Source organism: Agreia pratensis (genome assembly GCF_900177685.1).
In the GTDB taxonomy this organism is placed as follows: domain Bacteria; phylum Actinomycetota; class Actinomycetes; order Actinomycetales; family Microbacteriaceae; genus Agreia; species Agreia pratensis.
Genome location: NZ_FXAY01000001.1, coordinates 1 through 26803, shown reverse-complemented (window position 1 = coordinate 26803; position 26803 = coordinate 1). Strand labels below are relative to the sequence as shown.

Genomic DNA, 26803 nt, shown 5'->3' with positions numbered 1-26803 from the left:
GGGCATCCGGAAGATCACGACGGTGACGCACGACCGCCAGCCGCCGGCCGCTGTTTCGGCGCGCGGCTGGGGCTGGCGGCACGCGTCGCGCAGGGCATGGGCCGTCGACGGCCTCGACCTCGACATCGAGCCGGGCCAGCGAGTGCTGCTCCTCGGTGCGTCGGGCGCGGGCAAGAGCACCCTGATGCACGCTCTCGCCGGGGTCATCGGAGGCGACGACGAGGGCGAGCAGCGAGGCGAGCTGCGTGTGGCCGGGCAGGATGCTACGAGCGCGCGCGGCGTCGCGGGGCTCGTGCTGCAAGATCCGGATTCCCAGGTGATTCTCGCCCGAGTGGGTGACGACGTGGCGTTCGGATGCGAAAACCTGGGCGTACCCCGCGACGAGATCTGGCGTCGTGTCGCGGAGGCTCTCGAGGCCGTCGGGCTCGATCTGCCCCTCGAGCATCCGACCTCCGCACTCTCGGGCGGCCAGAAGCAGCGGCTTGCGCTCGCGGGAGTGCTGGCAATGCGACCGGGACTAATTCTGCTCGACGAGCCCACGGCCAATCTCGACCCCGACGGAGTGGCGGAGGTCCGTGACGCCGTTGCACGAGTGGCTCGCACAACGGGTGCCACCCTGATCGTGATCGAGCACCGCGTGGAAGTGTGGCGTGACATCGTCGACCGGGTCGTGGTGCTCGCTCCCGGCGGAGGCGTGATGGCGGATGGCGATCCCGACTCCGTGCTGCGCGCCCGGGGCGCCGAGCTGAGCGCATCCGGCGTGTGGATCCCCGAGTTTCCGCCTCCCATCGCCCAACGGCGAGTCGCCGGGTCTGGCACACGACTCATGGATGCCACGGGGCTCGGGATCGCGCGCGTGCGCGGTACGCGCATCGCCACCGGAATCGACGTCGCACTCGACGAGGGCAGGGCCACGGCGATCGTCGGACCCAACGGCGCAGGCAAGTCGACGCTCGCGCTGACTCTGGCCGGCCTCCTGCGGCCCGCGGAGGGCGTCGTGTCTGCCACGCAGGCTCTGACCGGCCAGCTGAAGTCGACCTCGCCGATCGATTGGAGATCGAAAGACCTGCTCACTCGCATCGGCACGGTCTTCCAAGATCCCGAGCACCAGTTTCTGGCCGCGACCGTGCGCGACGAGCTGGCCGTGGGTCCTCGGGCGCTTGAGCTGAGCGCCCAGGAGATCAGCACGCGCGTCGACGGGCTGCTCGAGCGTTTGAGGCTCGACCACCTGGCTCTCGCGAATCCGTTCACCCTGTCGGGCGGGGAGAAGCGCAGACTCTCGGTGGCCACCGTGCTCGCCACGAGGCCCAAGCTTCTCGTGCTCGACGAGCCGACCTTCGGTCAGGACTCGCGCACGTGGAGCGAACTCGTCTCGTTGCTGGCGGGTCTGCTCGACGAAGGCCAATCGATTCTGGCTGTGACGCACGACGCCGACTTCGTGGCTGCCCTCGCCGACGACGAGATCAGGCTGTCGTGAGTATTCTGACTCCCACAAAAGGCGCTCAGGCGATCTACCGGATCAACCCCGTGGCGAAGCTCGCGACGGCCTTTCTTTTGAGCTTCGCACTCATTCTCACGATCGACTGGCTCTCCGCGGCCACCGCGCTCGTGCTCGAGAGCGTTCTGTTCGCCTGGGCCGGGCTGTCGGCTCGGCAGTTCTTTCTTCGCACGATCCCCATCTGGATCGCCGCCCCCACAGCCGGATTCACCACGCTCCTCTACGGACAGTCATCGGGGCAGAGCCATTTTGAGTTCGGCCTCGTCCATGTGACAGACGGATCGATCTCGCTCGCCATCGCCACCGCGCTTCGGGTACTCGCCATCGGGCTGCCCGCGATCGTTCTCTTCGTGACGATCGACCCCACCGACCTCGCTGATGGACTCGCTCAGGTCTGGCATCTGCCGAGCCGTTTCGTGCTCGGAGCGCTGGCTGGTCTGCGCCTGGTGGGGCTGTTTCTCGATGACTGGCGCTCGCTTGAACTCGCCCGACGAGCCCGAGGTGTAGGCGACCGAGGGCGCATCCGGCGCGTTGTGTCTCAGGCCTTCGCTCTTCTCGTGCTCTCCATCAGGCGCGGCAGCAAACTCGCAACGGCGATGGAGGCACGCGGGTTCGGGGGAGACACGAAGCGAACCTGGGCCCGTGAATCGCTCGTCGGGTGGCGCGAAGTTCTGCTCATCGGCATCGGCGCCGTGATCGCCGCGGCATCGGTCGTCGTTGCGGTGGCGTTCGGAACGTGGAACTTCATCGTCTGATGAGCTCTCGAAACATCATCCTGCTCGACGGTCCGAGCGGCGCGGGCAAAAGTACGCTCGCTGATCGCATCGTGGGCGGGTGGCCAGGAGGGGCCGTGCCGCAGCTCGTGCGGCTCGATGACATCTATCCGGGATGGGGAGGTCTGCGCGCGGCCGGCGAGCATGTGCACCGCTTCGTTCTCGAACCGCTCGCTGCGGGCGAGCCGGCACGGTGGCAGCGGTTCGACTGGAACGCCGATGCGCCGGCAGAATGGCACGACGTCGACCCGCAGCGACCACTGCTCATCGAGGGATGCGGCGTGCTCACCCATGAGAATGCGGCTCTCGCCGACGTGCGCATCTGGCTGGATGCCCCAGACGACGTGCGCAAGCAGCGGGCACTGGATCGGGACGGCGAGACGTACGCTCCGCACTGGGACAGATGGCAGCGGCAGTGGGAGGAGTTCGTCGAGCGTGAGCATCCCTCCGCGTTGGCCGACCTCACGCTCGACGGGGCGTAACTGAGCGCTGAATGCAGGCTGACGGTTTACGGTGGAGAAATGACTGAGAAAACCTACACAGCCCTATACCTCGACGGCCCCCTCGAAGGCCAGACCGAAGACCGCGCATTCATCGACGGCCAGTTCGACAGTCGCTTTCCCGCACTCGGCGCCGTCGGAGGCCTCGAGTCGACGTTCTGGTACCAGGCGGGAGACACCGAAGAGGTCGACGGACACCTGACCGTCAAGTACTCCTTCGACGCAGCAGACTCCGACCCGACCGTGCGAACGGGCGACATCGGCGACGACCACTAGGCGAACGCCTACTGATCCGTTCGAGATTCGATGAACGCGTCGATCACGGGCGCCGGATGCGTCATGCGCCAGACCGGCCCCGGATCGGCGATTCGTCGATCGAGCTCGAGCAGTACGGTGACGTCTCCCGTGGGCGTAGTGAACGTCACCTGACCAACTCGTGTGCCCTTGGCGCCGGTCGTCACGGGCTCGACGGTCACCGTCTTGGCCACCGGGGCAGTCAACCAGGCCAACTGCGACTTGGTCGCGACCGCGACGCCATGAGCCTCGTCGCCCCACGGCGTCGTGTACGTCACCACCCGGTCGCCCTCCGAGACCAGCACGGTCTTCGTGAGTGTTGCGGCCGCGGTCGAGATGAGCGTCGAGAGGTCGCCATCCAGTGTTTCGTAATCGGGCTCGCGCAGAAACGCGCCGTAGAGCGGAACGGCGTTGTCACCGGTGCCGACCGTGAGGCGGAACAGGAAGCACAGACCTGCCGAATCCGTGAAGCTGCGTGACAGACCGGTGATGCCCTCGCCGGCTCGGTAGGCGGCCACGTTGTCGACCTTGCGATTGCCCGCCACCACGACGCTGTCGTGGCTCATGATGTCGGCGAGAACAGGGTCGGCGAACGCACGTGCCGAGAGAGCCGCGAGTTCGGATGCCGTGCCCTGCGATCCCTCGGCAAGTCCGGTCGCGTCGACCACGGTCGTGCCCGCGTACCCGTTCTTCGTCAGCCACGCGTTGGCGGCGACGACATAGGCGTCTACCGAGCCGAAGGCCCATCGTGCCAGTGCATCGGCGTGGGTGTTGCTCGACCCGAGCAGCATCGACTGCAAATATTGCTGTTCGCTCCACGTCTCGCCGGCGATCAACGAGATCGACCGAGCCGACTCCGAGATGTACTTCACGTAGCCCGCGTAGTCCTCCGCCGTGACCACGATCGATGGGCCGGGCTTGCCCGCTTCGATCGGCTTCGCATCGAGCACCACGAGCGCGGTGATCACCTTCGTCACGCCTCCCAGGGGAACGGGCGCTGTGTCGCCACCAGACGCGAGGATCGTTCCATCTGCGGTCGCGATTGCGCTCGCGCCGTTCGGGGAGACCGTCGGAGCGCCGAGTGTCGGAACGATGTCCGAGGCGTCGTCGATCACGGCTTTCGTGCTCGGAAGCGGGCCCACGAGGGTGGCTGGACCGTAGAGGCCGATGGCGAGAATCAGAACGGCTCCGAGCGCGACGCCGAGTGCCCGATTGATACGTGATGCGGTTGACCTGGCCATTGGCCAAGGCTAACCGCGTGGGGCTGGATAGCCGGTCAGCCCCAGCCGAGTTCGTGAAGTCTGGCGTCGTCGATTCCGTAGAAGTGAGCGATCTCGTGTACCAGGGTCACGTGGATCTGATCCTTCAGCTCGTCGATGTCCTCGACGAGTTCGAGCAGCGGCTCGCGATAGAGCACGATGCGATCGGGCATCTCTCCGAAGCCGTACTGCCCGCGCTCCGTGAGCGCCACACCGTCGTAGAGGCCCAGCAGATCGAGCGATCCGTCCTCCGGCCTGTCTTCGACGACGAAGACCACGTTGTCGAGACCGTCGATCATGTCGTCGGGCAACAGATCGAGTTCAGCGACGACGAGCGCCTCGAACTGCTCTGCATCGATGTCGTGCACCTCGCGCCCTCCGTTTCGGATCGGGAACCTCAGTTAAAGAAGAAAGGCCCGGGTCGAATGCGACCCGGGCCTTTTTCACGTGGGGTGAATAACGGGGCTCGAACCCGCGACATCCGGCTCCACAAGCCAGCGCTCTACCAACTGAGCTATATCCACCATGTGCCACCCGATGAAGTACTCATCGATGCGACCGAAGAAAACTCTACTACAGACCGGCGGCGAACTCGCGCACAATCGTGGAAGACAGTTCTTTCAGGTCGTCTGTGGCCGGGCCGGGCTCCGCCACAAAGGCGCCCTTGCGGTAGTAACCGAGTTCTCTGATGGATTCGAGAATGTCTGCGAGGGCGCGGTGTCCGCCGTCTTTCTTGGGTGCGTTGTAGTACACCCGGGGGAACCAGCGGTGCACGAGCTCTTTGATGCTCGACACGTCGACGCTGCGGTAGTGCAAGTGGCCGTCGACGCGCGGCATGTACTTCGCCAGGAATGCGCGGTCGGTACCGATCGTGTTTCCCGCGAGAGGCGCCTGCTGTCCGGTGGGCACGAACTTGAGAATGTACTCGAGTACCTGGAATTCGGCCTCGGCCAGGCTCACTCCGTGAGGGATCTCCTGATCGAGTCCGCTGGACGCGTGCATGTTGCGCACGAAGTCGTTCATGTTCTGCATTGCGGAGTCGTCGGGCTTGATCACGACGGCGAAGCCGGGGTCGAGGATGTTGAGGTCGAAGTCGGTGATGACCACTGCGACCTCGACGAGTTCGTCGACGCTGAGGTCGAGTCCCGTCATTTCGCAGTCGATCCAGACGAGACGATCCGTGAGTGAAGCCATGTGCGTAATCCTATCCGTGCGCATGAATCGTAGGATGGACGCGATGATCATCACGCTCGCAATACTCCTTCTCGTCAACGCGCTCTGGAACGCTCTCATCTGGCCGCGCTTCTACAAGCGCGTCAGCAAAGACCCGCGGGCGCGAGACACGTCGGGCAAGGCCACGACGTTCCTCATCGTGCACGCCGTGCTCATCGGCGTCTCGTTGCTTCTCGCCGCAGTGTCGCTCGTGGTGGCGGTCATCGCGCTCGTTTCTCTCTGACGCGCTATCGTAGAAGCGCCTCGCGGTAAGCGGGGCGAACGCCTCCGTAGCTCAGTGGATAGAGCAAGAGCCTTCTAATCTCTTGGTCGTAGGTTCGATTCCTACCGGGGGCACTGCACTACGGTTCGTGTCGAATGACAATGAGAAGCCCTCATTAGTTGTCGCTTCAACTATTCTCAGTGTTTCCACAGTTCCTCCCAAGTACTTGCAGCAGTGACGCCCCTATGGTCGTAGGCGTACTAACTTGCCAGTACGCATCCCGACTGATGGAGAGAACCATGATCACCCGCCACCAGAAAACTGCCGTCACCGCCCTCGCCGGCCTCTCGCTTCTCGGAGTCGTCACCGGCTGCTCCACCGGAGCAGGATCATCTGACTCCGGCAGCACTCCCGGTGCGTCTCTCGAGAGCACCAGCGACGCCGCGCCCTCCACCTCCGCCCCCGCCGGATCGTCCGCCTACAAGGACGGAGAGTACAAAGCTGAAGGCGAATACACCTCTCCCGGCGGAAAAGAGACCGTCGGCGTCTCGCTGACACTCGCCGGAGACAAGGTCACGGCCGTCACGGTCACTCCCGAATCGACAAACCCCAACGGCAAGAAGTACCAGGGCGAGTTCGCCGATGGCATCGCCGCCGAGGTCGTGGGCAAGAGCCTCAACGACCTCAAAGTCTCGAAGGTGGCCGGTTCGTCGCTGACCAGCGGTGGCTTCAACGATGCCGTCGACAAGATCAAGGCCGATGCCGGCGTCTAGTCTCCGTTTCACCGGTATCGGAACGACCTGGCAGATCGACACCGACGGCGACCTCCCCGAGGCGGTCGCCGAGCGAGTGCGAGGCCGGGTAGAGGAGTTCGATCGCGCGTACTCCCGATTCCGATCCGACTCCTTGGTGTCATCTCTCGCACGAGAGCCCGGATCGGTTGAATTTCCTGCCGATTCGATCGATCTCTTCGATCTCTACGACAGGCTCGACGAGATCAGCGGGGGAGCGGTCACACCGCTGGTGGGCCGCTCCCTCGAGCACCTCGGCTACGACAGTCGCTACAGCCTCACCGCTCAGGCTGGCCGAGTCGTGCCGACCAAATGGGCGGAGGCGGTAAGCCGGAACGGCGCCACCGTCACGACGACGGAACCGACCGTCATCGACGTCGGTGCGGCTGGGAAGGGCTATCTCGTCGACCTTGTGGCCGAGGTCCTCAGGGAGTCGGGCATCACCGACTTCGTCATCGACGCCAGTGGCGATCTGGTGACCAGGGGAGAGCCCCTACGGGTCGGGCTCGAGCATCCGTTCGACCCCAGCAAGGCGATCGGGGTCGTGACGATCGAGAACGAGTCGCTCTGCGCATCCGGATCGAATCGCCGGGTGTGGGGGGCGGGGTTGCATCACATTCTCGACGGACGCACTGGCTCGCCGACCTCCGACATCATTGCGACCTGGGCCATCGCGCCCACCGGCCTTCTGGCGGATGGGCTTGCCACCGCCCTGTTCTTCGTGCAGCCCGCGCGGCTCGCCGAGCATTTCGAATTCGATTGGGTGCGCATGCACTCCTCCGGCATCGCCGAACGATCCCGCACACTGCGGGGAGAGGTCTTCTCCTGATGGCTCGACTTGATGCCCTGCTGGGCAAGCTTCAGATGTACCGGCTCGTCAGCCTCGTGCTGGCGGCGATCGCTGTCGTGGCGATCGTCGAGAGTCTTGTGGGCGTGCTCGGGTTTCCGCCCCTCGCACTGCTCGCCACGCTGGCCACCGTGCTGGTCTCCTGCGTGGTGGCCAACCGGGTCATGGCCCTGCTCTTCCGTGTGAGACCGCACACGGAGTCATCGATCATCACCGCGCTCCTGCTGTTCTTCCTGTTCTTTCCGACAACCGACGGCAACGACCTGTTGTCGATCGCCCTCGTCTCCGCCATAGCAGTCGCCTCGAAATACGTGCTCGCCTGGAGGCGTCGCCACATCTTCAACCCGGCCGCGGTCGGCGCCGTGATCATCACGCTCACCGGACTCAACGCATCCGTCTGGTGGGTCGGCACACCGGTGCTGCTGCCCGTCGTCGCCGTCGGTGCGCTGCTCGTGCTCTACCGAACCCGCCAGCTGCCCATGGGGCTCACGTTCATCGTGCTCGCCACGGTCGTCGTCACCATCGTGCAATCGTCGTTCGGACTCACGGTGCCCGATGCGCTCGTCTATGCGCTCGGATCCACGCCTTTGATCTTCCTCGCCGGCTTTATGCTGAGCGAGCCGCTCACCCTGCCGCCGCGCCTCTGGCAGCGAATCGCGCTCGCCGCCATCGTGGCGTTGCTCTTCTCGATCCCCTTCTCGGCCGGTCCGCTGCACGGAAGCCCGGAACTCGCTCTCGTCGTGGGCAACCTCCTGGCATTCCTCGTGGGTCAGCGTCGTGGTCTGTCGCTCTCGTTCGAGCGTTCGGTCGCTCTGACGCCATCGATGACGGAGTTCGTCTTCCAGACGAAGCACCCCGTCTCGTTCCGGGCGGGGCAGTACATGGAACTGTCGATCCCTCATTCCGGTGCCGACTCGTCTGGAACCCGGCGCGTCTTCAGCATTGCGTCGGCGCCCAGCAACCCTCACGAGGTGCGCTTCGGTGTGCGCATGGGCGAATCGACCTCGAGCTTCAAGCGGGCTCTCGCCTCGCTGAAGCCGTCGCAGACGGTGCGGGCGAACCTCGTCGCCGGAGACTTCTTGCTCCCGTCGGACACGAAGCGGCCTGTGCTGCTCGTCGCGGGAGGAATCGGGATCACGCCCTTCATCAGCCAGCTCCAGCACGACGCGACCGCGGGTGCTCAACGCGACCTGGTTCTCGTCTACGCCATCCGAGGCCAGGAAGAGTTCGCCTACGCCGACGAGTTGAAGAAGATGGGAATCCGTGTCGTGCTTCTTGCCCCCTCAGCGCCGGAGCACCTGCCCGAGGGGTGGAGCTACGCCGGCTCGGGTCGTCTGACGGGTGACATCATCGAGCGGCATGTTCCTGACGTTCGGCAGAGGACGGCCTTCGTGTCAGGGCCTCCGCGCCTGGTGGGAGCGGCCCGCTCAGAGCTCAAGCGCCTACGGGTGCGCCGAGTCGTCACCGACGCCTTCTCGGGTTACTGATCGGAGTCGTGCGCGACAGCGTCAGTCGTTGTCGGATGCGCGACGCGGCGGGAACGCGTTGATCGGAGGCGGGGTCTCGCCTCCGACGGATGACTCACGGTGGCGTTCGACAGCGTTCACGTTCTCGAGGACGCGCTTGGTCTCTTCGCGAGCCGCCCGCTGTTCGGGCGTCTCGGCAGGCGACGATGCGGTGGCGGTTGTCGACGGCGTCTGAGGCGTGGTGGGCGTGATGACGGTCGTCGCCTCGATCTCCGGGCGGCTGTGCTGCTCGTGATGTTGTTGGGCGACCCATGCCTCTTGCTGTCTGGCGAGGTGCTTCTCGGCATCCTCGTCTTCGACACTCCATCGGTCGAGCTCTGACTGGAAGGTCTTGCGGCTGCGGCCCGGTCGTTCCTGCCACTCGATGAGACGGTCGCGGAATTCGATGACCGCGGGCTCGACCTGGTAGCCGAAGGTTGCTGAGTTGCGGCGCATGTCGGCGAGCGAGTGCGCGGCCCAGTCTGCCGCAACTGCGGCGCCCTTGATCGGAAGCAGACGGATCTGGATGTCAGCCTGACCCACGGCGCGGTCGGACATGATCTGCTCCTGCGGCGTCAGCGAGTTCCACACCGACGCCTGCTGAGCGGCGTCGATCAGAGATGCGATCGCGGCCACCTTGAGCTCGCGATCGTGCTTGGCCAGAAGTCGCTTGATCGAGCCACTCGCGATCCATGCGCCGAGGATCGCGGCCACGATGATCGCTGCTGCGGGGAGCACGATCCCGGACACGACGAAGCGTCCGTTGCTCGAAAAGAACCAATCTGCGAAGTCGTTCCACCATTCCATGAGCCGAAGACTACGTCGTCGCTTGTCGGCATGACGGCGCGACTAGCCGAGGAGAGATCGATTCGTGATGGACCGATTATGCGAAGCACGCTCTTGCGCTGTCGAACGACGCGAAGTCACCGATCTCGACGAGTCGTGTCGTATTCGACACGAGGCGGCGGGCGGCGAAATGGTGCGCCCCGACCGACCGTGCCTCTTCGATGTAGCCCAGCACATGCCCGGCGGGGTGAACGACGCGCCAGAAGCCCGGACGCAGGGCGATGAACGATGCGGCGGAGGTTGTGGATGTGATGGTCATTGCAACTCCTGTCTTCGCGCCGGCCCGGCTTGATGGTGATGAAGAAAGGTTAGGAGCAGCCACCGACAGTGGTATCAGAGGCCGGTGCCGTGCACCGCGTGGGGCTCGATCAGCGAGAGCTCTGCCACGGTGAGGGGCTCCGCCTGCAGGGCATCGAGATTCTGATCGAGCTGTTCGACGCTGGATGCGCCGATGATGGCGCTGGTCACCTGCGGCTGGCGAAGCACCCAGGTGAGCGCAAGCTGGGCCAGCGTCTGCCCCCTGTCCTTGGCGATGGCGTCGAGAGCACGCGCCCGCGAAAGATAGCCCTCGTCGATCCGCGACTCGGGCAGGAACCTGCTGGTTGCGGCACGCGACCCGTCCGGAACAGTGCCGGTGAGATAGCGGTCGGTCAGCAGACCTTGCGCCAGGGGCGAGAAGACGATGCCGCCGACACCGAGCTCGTCGAGGACCGGGAGAAGTCCTTCATTCTCGATGTGCCTGTCGAACATCGAGTATCGCGGCTGATGAATGAGGAGGGGGACACGGTGCTCGGCGAGCGCTGCGTGCATGCGTCGAGTGTCGTCGGGTCCGTAGTTCGAGACTCCGACGTACAGAGCCTTGCCCTGGGACACCGCGCTGGCGAGCGCGGACGCCGTCTCTTCGATCGGCGTTTCAGGGTCTGGGCGGTGGTGGTAGAAGATGTCGACGTAGTCGAGCCCAAGTCGCCCGAGGCTCTGATCGAGTGACGAGAGCAGGTACTTGCGTGACCCGAAGTCGCCGTATGGCCCGGGCCACATGTCGTAGCCGGCCTTCGATGAGATGACCAATTCGTCGCGGTAGGTGCCGAAGTCGTCGGCGAGGATGCGTCCGAAGTTGGCCTCGGCCGAACCGTAGGGCGGCCCGTAGTTGTTGGCGAGATCGAAATGTGTGACTCCGCGATCGAAGGCGCGACGCACGATGTCACGCTGCGACTGCAGAGGCTTCGTGTCTCCGAAGTTGTGCCAGAGGCCCAAGGAGAGGGCGGGGAGTGTGAGTCCGCTCCGCCCGGTTCTGTTGTACTGCATCGACTCGTATCGGCTGTCATCGGCTCTATAGATCACGCGACAACCGTATTGCACGAGCGCGATCGCACGAGCGCGGCAGACAGATGCGGCTTCTCCTCCTCTGCGCGGGGTCGCGCGGAGCTGTGCACAGATCGCGGATGCCGGCCCCATGTGGCGAGTGAGGCGGCGATTCTGGTGCAACCGGCGCGAGAACGGAATCAACTGGCACGAGTGCCGCTCTCGCGTCGGCCAATTGACCGATTCGTAAGGAGAATGACGTGACAGACATCGTGACGCTCGCAGGCGTCGTAGCAACCAAACCCGAGAACGTTCGAACCAGCACGGGCCTGACGGTCGCCAATTTCCGTCTCGCTTCGAGCCAGCGACGATTCGACCGAGCGACCTCGACCTGGGTCGAGGGCGAGACCAACTGGTACACGGTCAACGCCTACCGGTGGATGGCGAACAACGTGGCCAATTCGCTCGAGATCGGCAACCATGTCGTTCTCACGGGTCGTCTGCGGGTGCGCAATTGGACCAGCGGGGACAAGCGCGGCACGGCGGTCGAAGTCGACATCGATTCCATCGGTCACGATCTGGCCTTCGGGGTATCTCACTTCACTCGGCTCAAGGCGGCTGTTCCGGCCGAGCAGCAGGGCGCTCCCACCGGCGACGAACTTCCGGAACTCGATCCACTGCTCGCTCCGTCGCATGACCAGTCAGCCAACGACGTCTGGTCTACGCCGGTCACCGCAACCGGCCTGCCGCGTGAGACCGACGAGCCGACCGAAGCGGAGAGCGAAGACATGTCGGACACGGAGAAGGTGCCTTTCTGACCGACGCCATGAACCGGTGAATCCGCCGAGCCGTTGCGGCGCCCCCGAGGCCCTCACCTAGAATCGGTGAGGGCATACGGGGGACACAGCGAAAGAGGGCAACGTGACGCGCACGGCGACTGACGGCACTGGCACACGACGACGTCGAGCAATACTGGCAGGAGTCGTGGCGGCTGCAGCGTTGGCGCTCGTCCTGACCGGCTGCGTCGCCGAGCCCGAGCCCACCGCGACGTCGGCCGCCCCGACCGCGTCCGAGACGCCAACGCCGACGCCATCCGACGCGCCGCCACCCGCCCTCGTTCCGAACGGAACCGCTGCCGAGAACAAGCCGTTCTTCGACTACCTCAACAACCAGGCCATCACGACAGCGGGCGGTCAGCCCGACGGCCCCGCGTTCATCAACTCCCTCCGAGCCGGCGGTTTCGCCGTCGAGTCCATGGAGTTGACGCCCGACGTCACCACCGTGGGCGTCAAGGCCGATTCGGTGCAATTCTCCGTACACGCCGCCGATGCATGTCTGATCGGACAGTGGGGCACGGTCGGTGGATACACGAGCATCATCGCGGCGCCGCTCGCGACCGGCAAGTGCTTCGTCGGCCAGACGCGCCCCATCGACTTCTGAGCCGAGGAAGACGGGGCGAAGAGCCCATAGACTGGTCGAATGGCCGAATATATCTACTCGATGGTCCGCGCCCGCAAGGCCGTGGGAGACAAGCTCATCCTCGACGACGTCACTATGGCGTTCCTTCCGGGGGCGAAGATCGGTGTCGTCGGCCCTAACGGAGCCGGTAAATCCACGATTCTCAAGATCATGGCCGGACTCGACACGCCGTCGAACGGCGAAGCTCGGCTGACTCCCGGCTTCAGCGTCGGAATCCTTATGCAGGAGCCTGAGCTCGACGAGTCGAAGACCGTGCTCGAGAACGTGCAGGAAGGCGTCGGCCCGATCAAGCAGAAGGTCGACCGCTTCAATGAGATCGGCCTCGCGATGGCTGAGCCGGACGCGGACTTCGACGCGCTTCTCGCCGAGATGGGAACCTTGCAGGAGGAGATCGACGCCGCCGATGCGTGGGATCTCGACTCCCAGCTCGAGCAGGCGATGGATGCGCTCCGCACTCCGCCGGGCGACTACAGCGTTGCCAACCTGTCCGGTGGTGAAAAGCGTCGCGTGGCGCTCACCAAACTGCTGCTTCAGAAGCCCGACCTCCTCCTCCTCGACGAGCCCACCAACCACCTAGACGCCGAGAGTGTTCTCTGGCTCGAGCAGCATCTCGCCAAGTACCCCGGCGCCGTGCTCGCCGTCACTCACGACAGGTACTTCCTCGACCACGTGGCCGAGTGGATCGCCGAGGTCGACCGCGGCAAGCTCTACCCCTACGAGGGCAACTACTCGACCTACCTCGAGAAGAAGCAGGAGCGTCTGCAGGTTCAGGGCAAGAAAGACGCCAAGCTCGCCAAGAGGCTCTCGAGCGAACTCGAGTGGGTGCGCTCGAACGCCAAGGGCCGCCAGGTCAAGTCGAAGGCCCGCCTCGCCCGCTACGAGGAGATGGCGGCCGAGGCTGAGAAGACGCGCAAACTCGACTTCGAAGAGCTGGTCATTCCCGTCGGGCCGCGACTGGGTTCGCAGGTCATCGACGCGAAGGACCTCAAGAAGGGCTTCGGCGATCGCGTGCTGATCGACGGCCTCAGCTTCACCCTTCCGCGCAACGGCATCGTCGGCGTCATCGGCCCGAACGGCGTCGGCAAGTCCACCCTCTTCAAGACCATCACCGGAATCGAGCCCCTCGACTCCGGAAACCTCAAGATCGGCGAGACTGTCGACATCTCCTATGTCGACCAAGACAGAGGCGGCATCGACCCGCAGAAAACTCTGTGGGAGGTCGTGTCAGACGGACAGGACTACATCCAGGTCGGCAAGACCGAGATCCCGTCGCGCGGTTACGTCTCGCAGTTCGGGTTCAAGGGTCCCGACCAGCAGAAGAAGGCCGGCGTGCTCTCGGGCGGTGAGCGCAACCGCCTGAACCTGGCGCTCACTCTCAAGCAGGGCGGCAACCTGCTGCTGCTCGACGAACCGACGAACGACCTCGACGTCGAGACGCTGTCCAGCCTCGAGAACGCTCTCCTCGAGTTCCCCGGATGCGCCGTGGTCATCACACACGACCGGTGGTTCCTCGACCGCATCGCCACGCACATCCTCGCCTACGAGGGCACCGAAGAGGCGCCGTCGAACTGGCACTGGTTCGAGGGAAACTTCGAGTCCTACGAGCAGAACAAGATCGAGCGACTGGGCCCGGATGCGGCGAAGCCGAACCGTTCGGCCTACCGCAAGCTCACCCGCGACTGAGTCGAGGCCGCAATGCGCCTGCACGTTCCCATCCGCCTGCGCTGGTCTGATCTCGACGCCTACGGGCACGTCAACAACGCCGAGATGCTGCGCCTCCTCGAAGAGGCGCGCATCGAGGCGTTCTGGACCCCGGACCCGGGAGCGGTCGAGTCCGCCGTTGGAGCGTCCACGGCGGTGCTCGACGGGCGTCCCGGCTCGGAGACGCTCACGCTGATCGCCCGTCAGGAGATCGAGTACCTCGCGCCGGTGCCCTATCTGAGACAGCCCGTCGACATCCAGCTCTGGCTCGGTCGGCTGGGCGGGGCGAGTCTCGAGGTCTGCTATGAGGTCCGCAGTCCCGTCGGCGTCGAACCGGATGTGCTGTTCACCCGGGCCACGACGACGATCGTCCTGGTCGACGCCACGACCCAGCGCCCGCGGCGCATCAACGACATCGAGCGAGCGGCCTGGGAGCCCTACCTCGATGCGCCGGTCGAGTTCACGAAACGTGCTCGCTAGGCGGAACCCGCACCATGCCCTCCTGGGCCACACTCGCGAGTAGCACTCCGTCACGCGAGTAGATGCGCCCCAGAGACAACCCGCGGCCTCCGTGGCCGCTCGGCGATTCCTGAACGTAGAGCATCCATTCGTCGACCCTGCCGAACCGATGCCACCACATGGCGTGGTCGAGGCTGGCCGTCTTCAGCCCCGGCGTCACCCACGCGATGCCGTGCCGGCGATAGATCGGTTCGAGGATCGTGTAGTCGCTCGCATAGGCCAGCGCCGCGCGATGCAGATTGGGGTCGTCGGGCAAGGTGCCGAGAGCCTTCATCCACACAGCTTGGTGCCCGACGGGCTGCCCCTCGACCGCGAGGTAGATCGGCGAATCGACGTGGCGCATGTCGAAGGGCCGTTCGGTCGCCCAGAATCGGGCCACGGGGTGATCGATTCCCTCCAGCCGCTCGGCCGTGCTCGGGATCTCTTCGGGCTGCGGGATTCCCGCGGGCATGTCGATCTGGTGGTCGAGGCCGTCGTCCTCCGTCTGGAATGAGGCGATGAGAGACAGAATCGGAGTTCCGTCCTGATAGGCCTGAGTGCGTCGCGTGGCGAACGAGCGCCCGTCGTGGATACGATCCACCGCGAAGGTGATGGGCTTGTCGATGTTGCCGGGCCTCAAGAAGTACCCGTGCATCGAGTGCACGATCCTGTTCTCGTCGACCGTGCGCATCGCGGCGGTGATCGACTGCGCGAGCACCTGTCCACCGAAGACGCGACCCTGCGGCATCCACTGCGAGGGGCCTGTGAAGATGTCCTCGTTCGTGCGCGCGCCCGTATCGGTCAGGTCCAGCGCTGCGAGGAGTCCTTCCAACGGCCTAGCACGGATCTTCTCGGTCATGCTGCCTCCCATATTGGCGTTCCCAGTGAAGTAGTTTAGACAGCGAGATGGTTCAGTCATTCGCCCTTGTCGATTCGCCCTCGCTCGGCGACCTCAAAGTGTTCCTCGGTCGATCGGCTCGCCTCGACCAGGGCGGGGTGCGACTCATCGGGGGATCGGGCGTGCTCGCCGTGTATGCGCCCGTGCTGCACCCGCGCGGCCTTCTCGACAACGCGCCCACGGTGCTCGGACTCCGCACTTTCGCGCTGGCGGAGAGCGCCTCGTTCGACGTCGTCGTCTCTGCGCGACAACTGCTCGATCGGCTGGCCCTGCTCTCGGTCACCGTGAATCTCGACGATGGCCCTATCGGAGTGCTCATCCCGCCACCCGAGTCGTCGCCGGCGTGGGTCGGCATCTCGCCGCCCCGCGGCGGATGGACAGCAGCTGGAGAGGTCGCCGCACCGGTACTCGAGGCCGCTGCCCGCAGCGGCGTGGCCGAGGTCGCTGCGGCGCTGCCGAAAGACGCGGGCGAGCAGCTGGTGCACAAGGTGCGTGCAGAAGTCTGGGGTCGGGCGATTCCGGATGTCGTGCCGCCGATTCCCGCGGGCGTAGGTCTCGCCGCCGACAGCCTGGGCTTCCTGCGCACCGACGAGCCAGCACGCATCCTCGTGTCTGGCTCTTGGACCCGCGTGTCGACCAGACGCGGCCACGTCCTCATTCGCTGAACCGTCTCATTCGCTGAACCGTCTCACTCGTCATAGCTGGGCCGCGACTGCGCGACCGGCCTCGCGACCGGAGAAGAGGCATCCGCCGAGAAACGTTCCCTCGAGCGATCGGTAGCCGTGTATACCCCCGCCGCCGAACCCACTCGCCTCGCCCGCCGCGTAGAGGCCGGGAATCACCCGGCCCCGCGCATCCATGGCCTGGCCGAGCAGATTCGTCTCGATGCCGCCCAGGCTCTTTCGCGTGAGAACGTGCAACTTCACGGCGATGAGCGGCCCCGCCTTCGCATCGAGCAGGCGATGCGGGCTGGCGACGCGGATGAGCTTGTCACCGCGGTAACGCCGTGCTCCGCGGATCGCCGTGAGCTGCGCATCCTTCGTGAAAACGTTCGCGACCTCACGGTCGCGCGCCAGCACTTCTCGCTCGACGAGATCGCCGTCGAGCACACCGTGCGGTGAGAGCGACTGCATCGATTCGATCAGCTCGGAGAGCGTGGAAGCGACGGCGAAGTCGACACCCTTCTGCTTGAAAGCCTCGACGGGCCCCGGAGCGCCGGGAGCCACACGCTTCGCGAGCAGCCGCAGATTCTTGCCGGTGAGATCGGGGTTCTGCTCGCTTCCCGACAGCGCGAACTCCTTCTCGATGATCTTCTGGGTGAGCACGAACCAGCTGTGGTCGTATCCGGTCGTACGCAGGTGCTCGAGAGTGCCGAGGGTGTCGAATCCAGGAAACAGGGGAACAGGGAGGCGACGCCCTGTCGCGTCGAGCCAGAGAGACGATGGGCCTGGCAGAATCCGGATGCCGTGTGACGGCCAGACCGGATCCCAGTTCGTGATTCCCTCGGTGTAGTGCCACATGCGGTCGCCGTTGATGAGGCGGGCGCCGGCGGATTCAGAGATCTCGAGCATGCGCCCGTCGACGTGGGCCGGCACGCCTGACAGCATCGTGGCCGGGGGAGTGCCGAGGCGCGCGGGCCAGTTCTTGCGCACGAGATCGTGATTGCCGCCGATACCGCCGCTCGTCACGATCACGGCCTGAGACTCCAGCTCGAAGTCGCCGACCACCTCGCGCGAACTGGAAGCCCCGCGCGCTGCGTCGTCGTCGGCCAGAATCGCGCCGCGCACCCCGACGACCGTGCCGTCTCGCGTGACGAGCTCATCGACGCGGTGCCGGTGCAGCACCGTGACAAGGCCCTGTGCGACGCCCTCGTCGAGTATGCGCACGAAGGGGGCGAGTACACCGGGGCCCGTGCCCCAGACGATGTGAAAGCGTGGCACGCTGTTGCCGTGACCGTTGGCCGTGTAGCCACCGCGCTCTGCCCAGCCCACCACCGGAAAGAACCGCACGCCCAGGCCGTGCAGCCAGGCGCGCTTCTCCCCGCCGGCGAAGTCGAGGTACGCTTCGGCCCAGCGACGTGGCCAGGCGTCTTCCTCACGGTCGAAGCCGGCGCTGCCGAACCAGTCCTGACGCGCCAGCTCGGCCGAGTCGTGCACGCCGAGTCGGCGCTGTTCGGGAGAGTCGACGAGGAACAGGCCTCCGAACGACCACCAGGCCTGACCACCGAGCGACGCCGCTGGCTCCTGCTCGACGATCGTCACCCGGCGGCCCGCCCGAATGAGTTCGGATGCGGCGACGAGGCCGGCCAGACCCGCGCCGACGATGATCGCTCCGGTACTTTTCGATGACATCAAGACTCCTTCGTCTCTCCTGCGCGTTCAGCGAATGACCGCTCGGCTACTCCTCGAAGGTGTTCACCATGGCGTGCGCCGCCCTGTCGAGGTATCCCCAGAGCGTAGCGTCCTGCAGCGGGGGTAGCTCAAGAGTGTCGACGGCCGCGCGCATGTGCGTGAGCCAGCGGTCGCGAGCGTCGGGGTTGACCTTGAACGGCATATGCCGCATGCGCAGCCTCGGGTGACCGCGTTCTTCGCTGTAGGTGCCGGGGCCGCCCCAGTACTGCTCGAGAAAGCCGGTGAGACGCTGAATGGCACCTTCGTGGTCTTCCTCCGGATACATCTCGACGAGCACGGGGTCTGTCGCGACGCCGTCGTAGAACGCGCGCACGAGCTTCTCGAACGTGGCTCGGCCCCCGACCTCGTCGTAGAACGAGCGAGAGAGTGCCGAGTCGCCGTTCTGCGAGACGCGCAGGGTGATGGGCGACGGCTCCGAGGGAATCGACATGTCAGCTCTCCGTCTTCCTGGGTGCCCGAGGAGGGCGTGTCCCCGTCTCTCCGGACTTGGTGGTGTTCTCATCGACGCTGGTCGTGAGGGGAATCGGTTTGGTCTTCGGAGTGCGGGCTCCGGCCACGCTGGCCGCGCCCTCGAAGCCCGAGAGCACGATGCTGTTGAGGGCCGGCAGCCGCACATCCATCTCGTCGAGCGCGCGCTTCAGGCGCATCCGTAATTCTCTGGCGACCGTGTCTTTCGACGACGTGCGGGTCTTGACCACGAGCCGGATGACGAGGGCCTCCGCCGAGATCGACTCCAGGCCCCAGATTTCGGGCTTCTCCATGATGAGGCTGCGGTACTTGGGGTTGGATGCCAGAGCGGTGGCGGTCTCGAGCATCTTCTGCTGCACCGCGTCGACGTCGGTGTCGTAGGGAACGGCGAGGTCGATGATGACGCGGGCCCACCCCTGCGACATATTGCCCACGCGCAGGATCTCTCCGTTTCGCACGAACCAGAGGGTGCCGTTCACGTCGCGCACCTGGGTGACCCGGATGCCCACGGCTTCGACGACACCGGTCGCCGGCCCGAGGTCGACGACGTCACCGACGCCGAGCTGATCCTCCATCACCATGAACAGGCCGTTCAGCACGTCTTTCACGATGTTCTGAGCACCGAAACCGAGGCCGGCACCGAGGGCGGCGGTGAGAATCGCGAGCGAGCCGATGATGTTCGGATCGATCGTGGTGACGATGAGGATCAAGGTCACCACGACCACGGTCACATTGACGATGTTCGTCAGCACTGTTCCGAGGGTGCGCGTGCGCTGCACGACCCGCACCGCCGCCAAGGGCGAGGCGATGAGAGCCTGCGTGTCTTGCACGTTCTGCTTCTTCTTGACGCCCGAGACGACCTGCTGCACAACGCGTTTGATGACGAAGATCATGAGCGCGCGGATCGCGAAAGCGAGCGCGATGATGATCACGATGTTGATGGGCTTGCCCCACACCTTCATGAAGGCGTCGAAGCCGGCCCAGAATGCGTTCCAATCCATATTCACGTCACTCTATCGAGGGCGGATCAGTGCCGGCTGAAGGGCGCCCCGCTCGGGGCGCCCTTCAGCTCAGTCCGCGTCGCGTGCTTGTGCGGCGATGGCCCGATCGACGCCGGCGAGGTTCTCGACGACGAGACGGCGCAGCGCCGGAGGCTGCTCCGCGTTCGCATCGAGCCACGCCTGGGTTGCGTCACGCAACTGCTGGTTCGCAAGTGCGGCCGGGTAGAGACCGGTGATCAGCGACGACGAGATGCCGTAGCTCCGGTTCTCCCAGATGGTGACCAGGGAATCGAAGTACTTGGCAACGAACGGCTCGAGCAGAGCTGTGTCGTGGGCGCGCTGGAATCCGAGGGCCGTGGCGCGCACGATGGCGTTCGGGGCCTCGTCGGTGTCGATGAGCGACGACCAGGCCGCGTTCTTGCCTTCGACCGTGGGAATGGCCGCCGCAGCGTGGGCGGCCGATTGAGCGCCGGATGCCGTGTTGTCGTTCTCGAGAGCCTGATCGATCTCGGGCTGGCCGGCTTTGCCTCCGGCGACAAGGGCGATCAGCAGTTCCCAACGCAGATCGGTATCGATCTCGAGCCCGTCGAGTGCAACCTCGCCATTGCGCAGCGCGGAGACGGTCGCCAGCTGCTCTTCGGTCGACGCCAGGGCAGCGAAGAAGCGCACGAACTGGAACTGGGCGTCACTGCCCGCCTCCGCGGCCTGGGCAAGCGCCCACAGCTCGTCGGCTGCGACCTCGATGACCTCGCCGCGGGCATCCGGAGCGATGTAGCTCGTGCTGGTGAGCACGAGCTGGTTCAGGGCCGTGCGCAGCGTGGTGCTCTCGGTCTCGGTGGCGACGTTCCCCAGCACCAGGCGCACGAAGTCGCGTCCACGTGTCTCCGCATCGCGGGTCGAGTCCCAGGCGGATCCCCACAGGATGGCGCGGGCGAGCGGACTCGTCACGGCGGCGAGACTCTCGGCCGCCACGGCGAGCGACGCGTCGTCGAGGCGAACCTTGGCGTAGGCCAGGTCGTCGTCGTTCAGCAGAACGAGGTCGGGGCGGCGCTCGCCGACGAGTTCGCCGACCTCCGTGCGCTCACCGTCGACATCGAGCTCGACGCGCTTGGTGCGCACGAGCGCGTCACCGTCGAACGAGTAGAAGCCGATCGCGAGACGGTGAGGGCGAATGGTGGGGTATTCGGCGATGGCCGTCTGCAGCACGGCGAACGAGGTGATCGTGCCGTTCTCATCGGTCGCGATCTCGGGTCGCAGCGTGTTGACGCCGGCGGTCTCGAGCCACAGCTTCGACCACTCGCCGAGGTCTCGGCCGCTCGTTGCTTCGAGCTCGGTCAGCAGGTCGACGAGCTCGGTGTTGCCGAACGCGTGCGCGTCGAAGTAGCGGGCCACGCCGGCCATGAACTCGGTCTGGCCGACCCAGGCCACGAGCTGCTTGAGCACCGATGCACCCTTGGCGTAGGTGATGCCGTCGAAGTTGACCTGCACGTCTTCGAGGTCGTTGATGGTCGCCACGATGGGGTGGGTCGAGGGCAGCTGATCCTGGCGGTACGCCCAGCTCTTCTCGGTCGAGGCGAACGTGGCCCAGGCCTCGGTCCACTCCGTCGCGTCGGCCGTCGCGAGCGTCGACATGTATTCGGCGAACGACTCGTTCAGCCACAGGTCGTTCCACCAGCGCATCGTGACGAGGTCGCCGAACCACATGTGGGCGAGCTCGTGCAGCACGGTGACGACGCGGCGCTCGCGCACGGCGTCGGTGACCTTTGAGCGGAAGACGTAGGTCTCGGTGAACGTGACCGCGCCCGCGTTCTCCATCGCGCCCGCGTTGAACTCGGGAACGAAGAGCTGGTCGTACTTGTCGAACGGGTAGGGGTAAGCGAACTGCGTTTCGTAGAACTCGAAACCCTGGCGGGTCTTCTCGAAGATGTAGTCGGCGTCCATGTACTGCGAGAGCGAGGCGCGCGAGAAGACGCCGAGCGGTATCACTCGGCCATCGCTCGATGTGAGCTCGCTGCGCTCGACCACGTAGGGTCCGGCGATGAGGGCCGTGATGTACGACGAGATGCGGGGCGTGGGTTCGAAGCTCCAGGTCGCAGAGTCGGTTCCGTCGACGGCGACGGGCTCGGGCGTCGGCTGGTTCGACACCATCTGCCAGTAGGCGGGCGCGGTGACGGTGAAGGCGAACGTGGCCTTCAGATCGGGCTGCTCGAACACCGCGAACATACGGCGCGAGTCGGGCACCTCGAATTGGCTGTAGAGGTAGACCTCGCCATCGACGGGGTCGACGAAGCGGTGCAGGCCCTCGCCCGTGTTCGTGTATTCGGCATCGGCATCGACGACCAGCACGTTCTCGTCGGCCAGATCGTCGAGCTGGATGCGCACACCGTCGTTCACGGCAGACACATCGAGCGATCGCCCGTTCAGCGTGACCGAGTGCACCGAGCGGGTGATGGCGTCGATGAACGTCGACGCGCCAGCTGTGGCCGTGAACCGAACGGTCGTCGTCGACCGGAACGTCTCCGCTCCCTGGGTGAGATCGAGGACCACGTCGTAGCTCGAGACGCTGATGATGGCGGCGCGCTCCTGCGCTTCGACGCGGGTGAGGTTTTCTCCAGGCACTGGTGACTTCTTTCGTACTCGTATGAGTTCTGGGCGCGCGGGCTCGTGGCCCGCCGCGCGTGACCGTAACAGCCTATCTGCGCGACCGGCCACCCTCAGTAAACTCATCCCATGCGCATCCATATCGCCACGGATCATGCCGGGCTCGATTTCTCCCAGACCATCCAGGAGCACCTCGCATCCCTCGGCCACGACGTGATCGATCACGGACCGACGAGCTATGACCCCATCGACGACTACCCGTCGTTCTGCATCAACGCGGCACAGGCAGTCGTGCGCGACCAGCGGGCCGGTGTCGAGGCTCTGGGCGTCGTCTTCGGTGGCTCGGGCAACGGCGAGCAGATCGCGGCGAACAAGGTCACCGGCGTGCGCGCGGCCCTCGTCTGGAATCACTCGACCGCTGTGCTCGCTCGCCAGCACAACGACGCCAACGTCATCTCCATCGGTGCTCGCCAGCACACCGTCGATGAGGCCATGAGCCTGATCGACGCCTTCGTCGCCGAGCCCTTCTCGCTCGAAGAGAGGCACGTGCGCCGCATCGCCCAGCTCGCAGAGTACGAAGCCACGGGAGCCATCGCGGGCCACCTCGTCGACCCGGCCTGAGTCATGCCCGAGGGACACTCAGTACATCGCATCACCCGTCAGTTCGCCCGCAACTTCGTGGGTCGCCGTATCGAATCGTGGTCTCCGCAGGGCCGCTTCGCCGAGGGCGCAGCGATCCTCGACGGACGCACGATGACCGATGCGAAGGCTGTGGGAAAGCAGATGTTCCTCGAGTTCGACGGTGAGGTCTGGCTTCGCGTGCATCTGGGCATCTACGGAGCCTGGGATTTCGCTGGCGATATCTCGCGCGACGACACCATCGCCGCGGCGAACGGTCGCATGGGCCAGACGAATCAGCGTGGAACCATCGTCGATGCCGACGGAGAGGACTCCATCTCGAGCATCGGCGCGCCGAGGCGAGCGCGACTGCGCATGTCCGAGCAGGAACAGCTCGGCGAGGAGATCACCGAATGGCCGCCGGCCCCTGTGGGAGCCGTGCGCGTGCGCCTGTTGACCGACACCGCGGTCGCCGACCTCCGAGGCCCGACCGCGTGCGAGGTTCTGGATGCGGCCCAGGTTGCCGTGGTGATCGCGAAAGCCGGGCCGGATCCGCTTCTCGAGACAACGCCGAAGGCCCGCCGCGAAGCCGAGGATCGTTTTACCGCCGCTGTGCGCAAGAAGCAGACCCCCATCGGGCTGTTGCTCATGGACCAGTCGATCGTCAGCGGAATCGGCAATGTCTATCGAGCGGAGCTGCTGTTCCGCGCTCGACTCAACCCGCACACCCCGGGAAAGCTCGTTCCGGAGGACACGGTTCGCGCGCTCTGGAAGGACTGGACGAAGCTCCTCACCATCGGCGTCGAGACCGGCCAGATGATGACGATGGATAAGCTCTCCAAGGCCGACTACGAAAAGGCGCTTGCGAAGCGCGACGACCGGCACTGGGTCTACAAGCGAGACGGGCTGCCGTGTCGTGTCTGCGGCACGAACATCGTGCTCGAGATCATGGGCGGCAGAAAACTGTACTGGTGCCCGAAAGATCAGGCGTGACGTGAGACAGGCATGACATGAGAAAGACCCCCGCCTTCGTGCTCAGCGACGAAGCAGAGCTGCGACGGCTCATCGAGTTGAACCCCTGGATCACTCTCGTCAGCCACACGTCGAAAGGGCTCGTCGCATCGCACTACGCCGTGCTCCTCGACGACAGTCGTGATGAGCTCGCCATCGTCGGCCATCTCGGACGGCCCGACGAACGGCTCCACGAACTCGGCCAACACGAGGTGATGGTCATCGTGCAGGGCCCTCATGGCTATATCTCTCCGTCGTGGTACGACGCCGAAACGGCCGTACCCACGTGGAACTTCACGTCCGCGCACCTGTCGGGAGTTCCGGAGATCCTCGACCCCGCCGAGAACCTCCGGGTACTCGACCGACTCGTCGAACATTTCGAGAAGCACGTCGACGAACCGCGGCTGATGCGCGGAACGGCCGAGAACTCGGCATTCGCCGACGCCATCAGCGCGGGCACGGTGGGCTTCCGCCTCGTGCCGACGCGCATCGACGCCAAGACCAAGCTGAGTCAGAACAAGCCGGAGGCGACGGTTGATCGCATCATCTCCGAGCTCGAGGGTGATGGACCATACGCGAGCGAAACGCTCGCGTCCGAGATGCGACGCGTACGAGGAGAGAAATGACCGAATCGGTGTTGTTGACCGGAGCCCGGCTGCCCGGGGGAGCGCGGGTTGATGTGCACATCGCTGACGGGCGGATTTCGTCGGTCTCTGCGGCGGGCGACAGCTCGCGCGATGCGTCGACCCAGGTCATCGAGCTCGACGGCCGCTACGTGATTCCGGGTTTGTGGGACAAGCATGTGCACGCCACTCAGTGGGCACTCGTCTCGCGGCGTCTCGATCTTTCGGCCGCAGAGTCGGCGGCGGATGCCGTGGCCATCGTGGCAGAACGGCTTCGGCAGGGCGTCGCCGCCAGTGACGTGACAGACAACGCGGATGCCGGGCCGTTGGTCGGCTACGGATTCCGCGACGGGCTCTGGCCCGATGCTCCGCACCGCGGTCTGCTCGACGCCGTCACCGGTGAGCGAGCCGTGATTCTCGTGAGCGCTGACCTTCACTGCTGCTGGCTCAATTCCGCGGCGCTGGCGGAGCACGGACGGGCAGAGCATCCGACCGGACTTCTGCGAGAAGAGGACTGTTTCGCGGTCACACGCACCCTCGGAGTGGTCGCGACCGAGACACTCGATGGTTGGGTGCGCGACACTGCGCGGGCCGCCGCCGCACGAGGTGTCGTCGGAGTCGTCGACCTCGAGATGTCGTGGAATGTCGATCATTGGACAAGGCGCATCCGAGCCGGCGCGACCGAGCTGCGCGTGCGTTTCGGCATCTATCCGCAGCACCTCGACCGCGCGATCGAGGCTGGTCTTGTTTCTGGCGCTCTCATCGCGGGCACGGATGGCCTGTTGGAGGTGGGGCCATTCAAGGTCCTCACCGACGGATCGCTCAACACCCGCACGGCCTACTGCTTCGACGAGTATCCGGGTCTCGAAGGTCAGCACAACTCTCGCGGCCTGCTCACGGTCCCCTACGAGGAGCTGGTGCCCTTGCTTCGGCGTGCCACGCAGGCGGGCCTCGTTCCCGCCGTTCATGCAATCGGCGACCATGCCAACACACTCGCCCTCGACGCGTTCGAGCGGCTCGGTGTGGGCGGAAGCATCGAGCACGCCCAACTCGTCGCCGAAGCCGACTTCGAGCGCTTCGCCCGACTCGGAGTAACGGCCGGTGTGCAGCCCGAGCACGCCATGGATGACCGCGACGTAGCCGATAAATACTGGCCCGGTCGCACCGGTCGGGCGTTCGCGCTCGCGTCGCTTCTCGCTGCTGGAGCCGAACTCGCTCTCGGTTCGGATGCCCCGGTCGCACCGCTCGACCCTTGGCGCACCATTGCCGCGGCAGTCGCGCGCACGGCCGATGATCGCGCGCCGTGGCATCCGGAGCAGGCCATCTCGATCGAAGATGCCCTGGTCGCCTCGGCAGACGGACGCCGTGCTCTCGAATCGGGTGGCCCCGCGGACATCGCGGTGCTCGACATCGACCCGACTCTGGCCGGTACAGACGAACTGCGCCGGATGCCGGTGGCTGCGACGCTGCTCGCGGGCCGCTTCACGCACAACGAACTCTAGGCGGAGAGGCGAGGTGAGTTCGACGGACTCTCGACGGCCCCAACGGCGCATCACGCTGCGGGGGCGTCCCTCCGACGCCCTCGCAACCGTGATCGATTACCTCGTTCTCGAGGGCTTTCGGGTGACGACGCCGTCGGGTGGGCGCAGCACCAAGCTCGTGATGGGGTCACTGCTTCAGTTCTTCGTCGTTGGCGTCGCCATCGAGAAAGTCGGCGTCGTCTACGTCTCCGTGAGTGATTCCGCGGGCGATATACGCGACTCCGTGGACGAGCAGTTCGAGTTGTCTGTGCGAGCCAGCTTCACCTCAGCTCGCGGCGGCGTGGGCTCCGCGGTCATTCGTGCCACAGACAGCGCGGTGGCCGAATTCGAAGCCGACGGCATCCTTGTGTCAGCCGGACCGTACACACGCTCGTCGATCAGGTTCTGAGTCCGGGCGGGCGACGCTCGTCTTTCCGCCTGACGCTCGTTCCACGGCGTAGCTCGGCAGAGCGCGACGGGAGAGCGCCCGTTCGCCGCGCGCTCAGACGACATCGTGATCGAAGAGGCCCCGGTGCTGGCTCTCGATCGGCGCGGTCCTGTGTGGGGGTGTTCAGAAGGGGCAGTGGGCGAGCTCCTTCCCGGGCACGACTGGCGCGGTCGCGGTCGCGGGTGTAGGTGTGGTCGCGGTCGTGGTGGCGGTGGCGGTGGCGGTGAGTTGTTTCGGTGCGGGTTGCATCCTGCCTTCCGGGCGGGTTGTGTATCGGTAGCCGGCCGGCGAGGTCGCGGTCAGGGTGTCATCTCCGTTCTGAGTGATCTGCCACCTCGTGTGGTGCTTCACCCTGTGATGCCCCTGACTCAGCGGCGCCAAGTTCTCGGGAATCGTGTTGCCGCCGAAGGCGTGGTCTTCGGTGTGGTCGATGTCGGCCTGTTCCGATGGGACGGTGCATCCGGGGAACACGCATG

Annotated in this window: 30 protein-coding genes and 2 tRNA genes; 19 read left to right on the top strand and 13 right to left on the bottom strand. The window is 65.5% G+C overall.

Annotation, left to right across the window (positions count from 1 at the left end):
• Positions 1-22 precede the first annotated feature (22 nt).
• The 4 genes from B9Y86_RS00160 to B9Y86_RS00145 are packed head-to-tail and all read left to right on the top strand — an operon-like array spanning position 23 to position 3047.
• Positions 23-1477 carry an ABC transporter ATP-binding protein gene (locus B9Y86_RS00160; RefSeq protein WP_085481822.1) on the top strand — a complete coding sequence of 485 codons (1455 nt, stop codon included), beginning with the start codon at positions 23-25 and terminating at the stop codon, positions 1475-1477.
• Positions 1474-2253 carry an energy-coupling factor transporter transmembrane component T family protein gene (locus B9Y86_RS00155; RefSeq protein ID WP_085481820.1) on the top strand — a complete coding sequence of 260 codons (780 nt, stop codon included), beginning with the start codon at positions 1474-1476 and terminating at the stop codon, positions 2251-2253. The genes B9Y86_RS00160 and B9Y86_RS00155 overlap by 4 nt, the downstream gene beginning before the upstream one ends.
• Complete coding sequence (locus tag B9Y86_RS00150; protein ID WP_085481818.1) at positions 2253-2753, top strand: nucleoside/nucleotide kinase family protein; 501 nt, start codon at positions 2253-2255, stop codon at positions 2751-2753. The genes B9Y86_RS00155 and B9Y86_RS00150 overlap by 1 nt, the downstream gene beginning before the upstream one ends.
• 39 nt (positions 2754-2792) lie before the next feature.
• Complete coding sequence (locus B9Y86_RS00145) at positions 2793-3047, top strand: hypothetical protein (protein WP_085481816.1); 255 nt, start codon at positions 2793-2795, stop codon at positions 3045-3047.
• An 8-nt stretch (positions 3048-3055) separates the two neighbouring features.
• Here the strand turns inward: B9Y86_RS00145 and B9Y86_RS00140 are convergent, their stop codons facing one another.
• The 4 genes from B9Y86_RS00140 to orn form a co-directional block, all read right to left on the bottom strand.
• Positions 3056-4306: a D-alanyl-D-alanine carboxypeptidase family protein gene (locus B9Y86_RS00140; RefSeq protein ID WP_085481814.1), complete on the bottom strand. Its 1251-nt coding sequence runs from the start codon at positions 4304-4306 to the stop codon at positions 3056-3058.
• Positions 4307-4341: 35 nt separating this feature from the next.
• Complete coding sequence (locus B9Y86_RS00135; protein ID WP_244894565.1) at positions 4342-4692, bottom strand: metallopeptidase family protein; 351 nt, start codon at positions 4690-4692, stop codon at positions 4342-4344.
• A gap of 80 nt (positions 4693-4772) precedes the next feature.
• A tRNA-His gene (locus tag B9Y86_RS00130) sits at positions 4773-4848 on the bottom strand.
• Positions 4849-4897: 49 nt separating this feature from the next.
• Positions 4898-5518: an oligoribonuclease gene (gene orn / locus B9Y86_RS00125; protein ID WP_085481812.1), complete on the bottom strand. Its 621-nt coding sequence runs from the start codon at positions 5516-5518 to the stop codon at positions 4898-4900.
• A 43-nt stretch (positions 5519-5561) separates the two neighbouring features.
• Between orn and B9Y86_RS00120 the strand changes: the two genes are divergently transcribed.
• The 5 genes from B9Y86_RS00120 (at position 5562) to B9Y86_RS00100 (ending at position 8884) form a co-directional block, all read left to right on the top strand.
• Positions 5562-5780: an SCO4848 family membrane protein gene (locus B9Y86_RS00120; RefSeq protein ID WP_085483609.1), complete on the top strand. Its 219-nt coding sequence runs from the start codon at positions 5562-5564 to the stop codon at positions 5778-5780.
• A gap of 40 nt (positions 5781-5820) precedes the next feature.
• A tRNA-Arg gene (locus B9Y86_RS00115) sits at positions 5821-5893 on the top strand.
• Positions 5894-6058: 165 nt separating this feature from the next.
• Entirely contained in the window at positions 6059-6532 is a 474-nt protein-coding gene (locus B9Y86_RS00110; protein ID WP_085481810.1) for an FMN-binding protein, read from the top strand.
• Entirely contained in the window at positions 6519-7379 is an 861-nt protein-coding gene (locus tag B9Y86_RS00105; RefSeq protein WP_085481808.1) for an FAD:protein FMN transferase, read from the top strand. The genes B9Y86_RS00110 and B9Y86_RS00105 overlap by 14 nt, the downstream gene beginning before the upstream one ends.
• Entirely contained in the window at positions 7379-8884 is a 1506-nt protein-coding gene (locus B9Y86_RS00100) for an FAD-dependent oxidoreductase (RefSeq protein WP_085481806.1), read from the top strand. The genes B9Y86_RS00105 and B9Y86_RS00100 overlap by 1 nt, the downstream gene beginning before the upstream one ends.
• A gap of 21 nt (positions 8885-8905) precedes the next feature.
• Here B9Y86_RS00100 and B9Y86_RS00095 read toward each other — a convergent pair whose 3' ends face one another.
• The 3 genes from B9Y86_RS00095 to B9Y86_RS00085 form a co-directional block, all read right to left on the bottom strand.
• A complete protein-coding gene (locus B9Y86_RS00095) occupies positions 8906-9709 on the bottom strand; it encodes a hypothetical protein (protein ID WP_139824662.1) in 804 nt (267 codons plus the stop codon).
• 76 nt (positions 9710-9785) lie between these two features.
• Entirely contained in the window at positions 9786-10007 is a 222-nt protein-coding gene (locus B9Y86_RS00090; protein WP_085481804.1) for a hypothetical protein, read from the bottom strand.
• 74 nt (positions 10008-10081) lie between these two features.
• Positions 10082-11053, bottom strand: a complete 972-nt coding sequence (locus B9Y86_RS00085) for an aldo/keto reductase (RefSeq protein WP_085483607.1) — start codon at positions 11051-11053, stop codon at positions 10082-10084.
• Between the two features lie 257 nt (positions 11054-11310).
• On the opposite strand from B9Y86_RS00085, the gene B9Y86_RS00080 reads away from it, so the two are divergent.
• The 4 genes from B9Y86_RS00080 to B9Y86_RS00065 all read left to right on the top strand — a co-directional run bounded on the left by B9Y86_RS00080 (position 11311) and on the right by B9Y86_RS00065 (position 14710).
• The gene (locus tag B9Y86_RS00080) at positions 11311-11868 is read left to right on the top strand and encodes a single-stranded DNA-binding protein (protein WP_176223206.1); all 558 of its coding nucleotides are present in this window, start codon (positions 11311-11313) and stop codon (positions 11866-11868) included.
• A 166-nt stretch (positions 11869-12034) separates the two neighbouring features.
• A complete protein-coding gene (locus B9Y86_RS00075) occupies positions 12035-12490 on the top strand; it encodes a DUF6993 domain-containing protein (protein ID WP_085481800.1) in 456 nt (151 codons plus the stop codon).
• A 39-nt stretch (positions 12491-12529) separates the two neighbouring features.
• Positions 12530-14212 (top strand): energy-dependent translational throttle protein EttA, encoded by a 1683-nt coding sequence (ettA, locus tag B9Y86_RS00070; protein ID WP_078715228.1) that lies wholly within the window; start codon positions 12530-12532, stop codon positions 14210-14212.
• 12 nt (positions 14213-14224) lie between these two features.
• Entirely contained in the window at positions 14225-14710 is a 486-nt protein-coding gene (locus B9Y86_RS00065) for an acyl-CoA thioesterase (protein ID WP_085481798.1), read from the top strand.
• On the opposite strand, the gene B9Y86_RS00060 is transcribed toward B9Y86_RS00065, so the two are convergent.
• The gene (locus tag B9Y86_RS00060) at positions 14691-15587 is read right to left on the bottom strand and encodes an acyl-CoA thioesterase (RefSeq protein WP_085483604.1); all 897 of its coding nucleotides are present in this window, start codon (positions 15585-15587) and stop codon (positions 14691-14693) included. The two genes, B9Y86_RS00065 and B9Y86_RS00060, sit on opposite strands and share 20 nt — an antisense overlap.
• Before the next feature lie 47 nt (positions 15588-15634).
• Here B9Y86_RS00060 and B9Y86_RS00055 point away from each other — a divergent pair, with 47 nt between their 5' ends.
• Complete coding sequence (locus B9Y86_RS00055) at positions 15635-16291, top strand: DUF8185 domain-containing protein (RefSeq protein WP_085481796.1); 657 nt, start codon at positions 15635-15637, stop codon at positions 16289-16291.
• A 30-nt stretch (positions 16292-16321) separates the two neighbouring features.
• Here the strand turns inward: B9Y86_RS00055 and B9Y86_RS00050 are convergent, their stop codons facing one another.
• The 4 genes from B9Y86_RS00050 to pepN all read right to left on the bottom strand — a co-directional run bounded on the left by B9Y86_RS00050 (position 16322) and on the right by pepN (position 22125).
• Complete coding sequence (locus B9Y86_RS00050) at positions 16322-17977, bottom strand: FAD-binding dehydrogenase (protein ID WP_085481794.1); 1656 nt, start codon at positions 17975-17977, stop codon at positions 16322-16324.
• Between the two features lie 46 nt (positions 17978-18023).
• Positions 18024-18467, bottom strand: a complete 444-nt coding sequence (locus B9Y86_RS00045; protein ID WP_085481792.1) for a globin — start codon at positions 18465-18467, stop codon at positions 18024-18026.
• A gap of 1 nt (position 18468) precedes the next feature.
• On the bottom strand, positions 18469-19506 hold the full coding sequence (locus tag B9Y86_RS00040; protein ID WP_085481790.1) for a mechanosensitive ion channel family protein: 1038 nt from the start codon (positions 19504-19506) through the stop codon (positions 18469-18471).
• Between the two features lie 69 nt (positions 19507-19575).
• A complete protein-coding gene (gene pepN, locus B9Y86_RS00035; protein WP_085481788.1) occupies positions 19576-22125 on the bottom strand; it encodes an aminopeptidase N in 2550 nt (849 codons plus the stop codon).
• A gap of 111 nt (positions 22126-22236) precedes the next feature.
• Here pepN and B9Y86_RS00030 point away from each other — a divergent pair, with 111 nt between their 5' ends.
• From B9Y86_RS00030 to B9Y86_RS00010, 5 genes are read left to right on the top strand one after another with little or no spacing between them, the layout of a single operon-like run.
• Positions 22237-22728, top strand: coding sequence for a ribose-5-phosphate isomerase (locus B9Y86_RS00030; RefSeq protein ID WP_085481786.1), 492 nt, complete (start codon positions 22237-22239; stop codon positions 22726-22728).
• 3 nt (positions 22729-22731) lie between these two features.
• On the top strand, positions 22732-23718 hold the full coding sequence (locus B9Y86_RS00025; RefSeq protein WP_085481784.1) for an Fpg/Nei family DNA glycosylase: 987 nt from the start codon (positions 22732-22734) through the stop codon (positions 23716-23718).
• A gap of 17 nt (positions 23719-23735) precedes the next feature.
• Complete coding sequence (locus tag B9Y86_RS00020; protein ID WP_085481782.1) at positions 23736-24362, top strand: FMN-binding negative transcriptional regulator; 627 nt, start codon at positions 23736-23738, stop codon at positions 24360-24362.
• Entirely contained in the window at positions 24359-25861 is a 1503-nt protein-coding gene (locus tag B9Y86_RS00015) for an amidohydrolase (protein ID WP_085481780.1), read from the top strand. The genes B9Y86_RS00020 and B9Y86_RS00015 overlap by 4 nt, the downstream gene beginning before the upstream one ends.
• Before the next feature lie 13 nt (positions 25862-25874).
• Positions 25875-26288: a hypothetical protein gene (locus tag B9Y86_RS00010; RefSeq protein ID WP_085481778.1), complete on the top strand. Its 414-nt coding sequence runs from the start codon at positions 25875-25877 to the stop codon at positions 26286-26288.
• 162 nt (positions 26289-26450) lie between these two features.
• On the opposite strand, the gene B9Y86_RS17435 is transcribed toward B9Y86_RS00010, so the two are convergent.
• Positions 26451-26803: HNH endonuclease signature motif containing protein (locus B9Y86_RS17435; RefSeq protein ID WP_176223205.1), on the bottom strand; the 353-nt coding region annotated here is incomplete at its 5' end.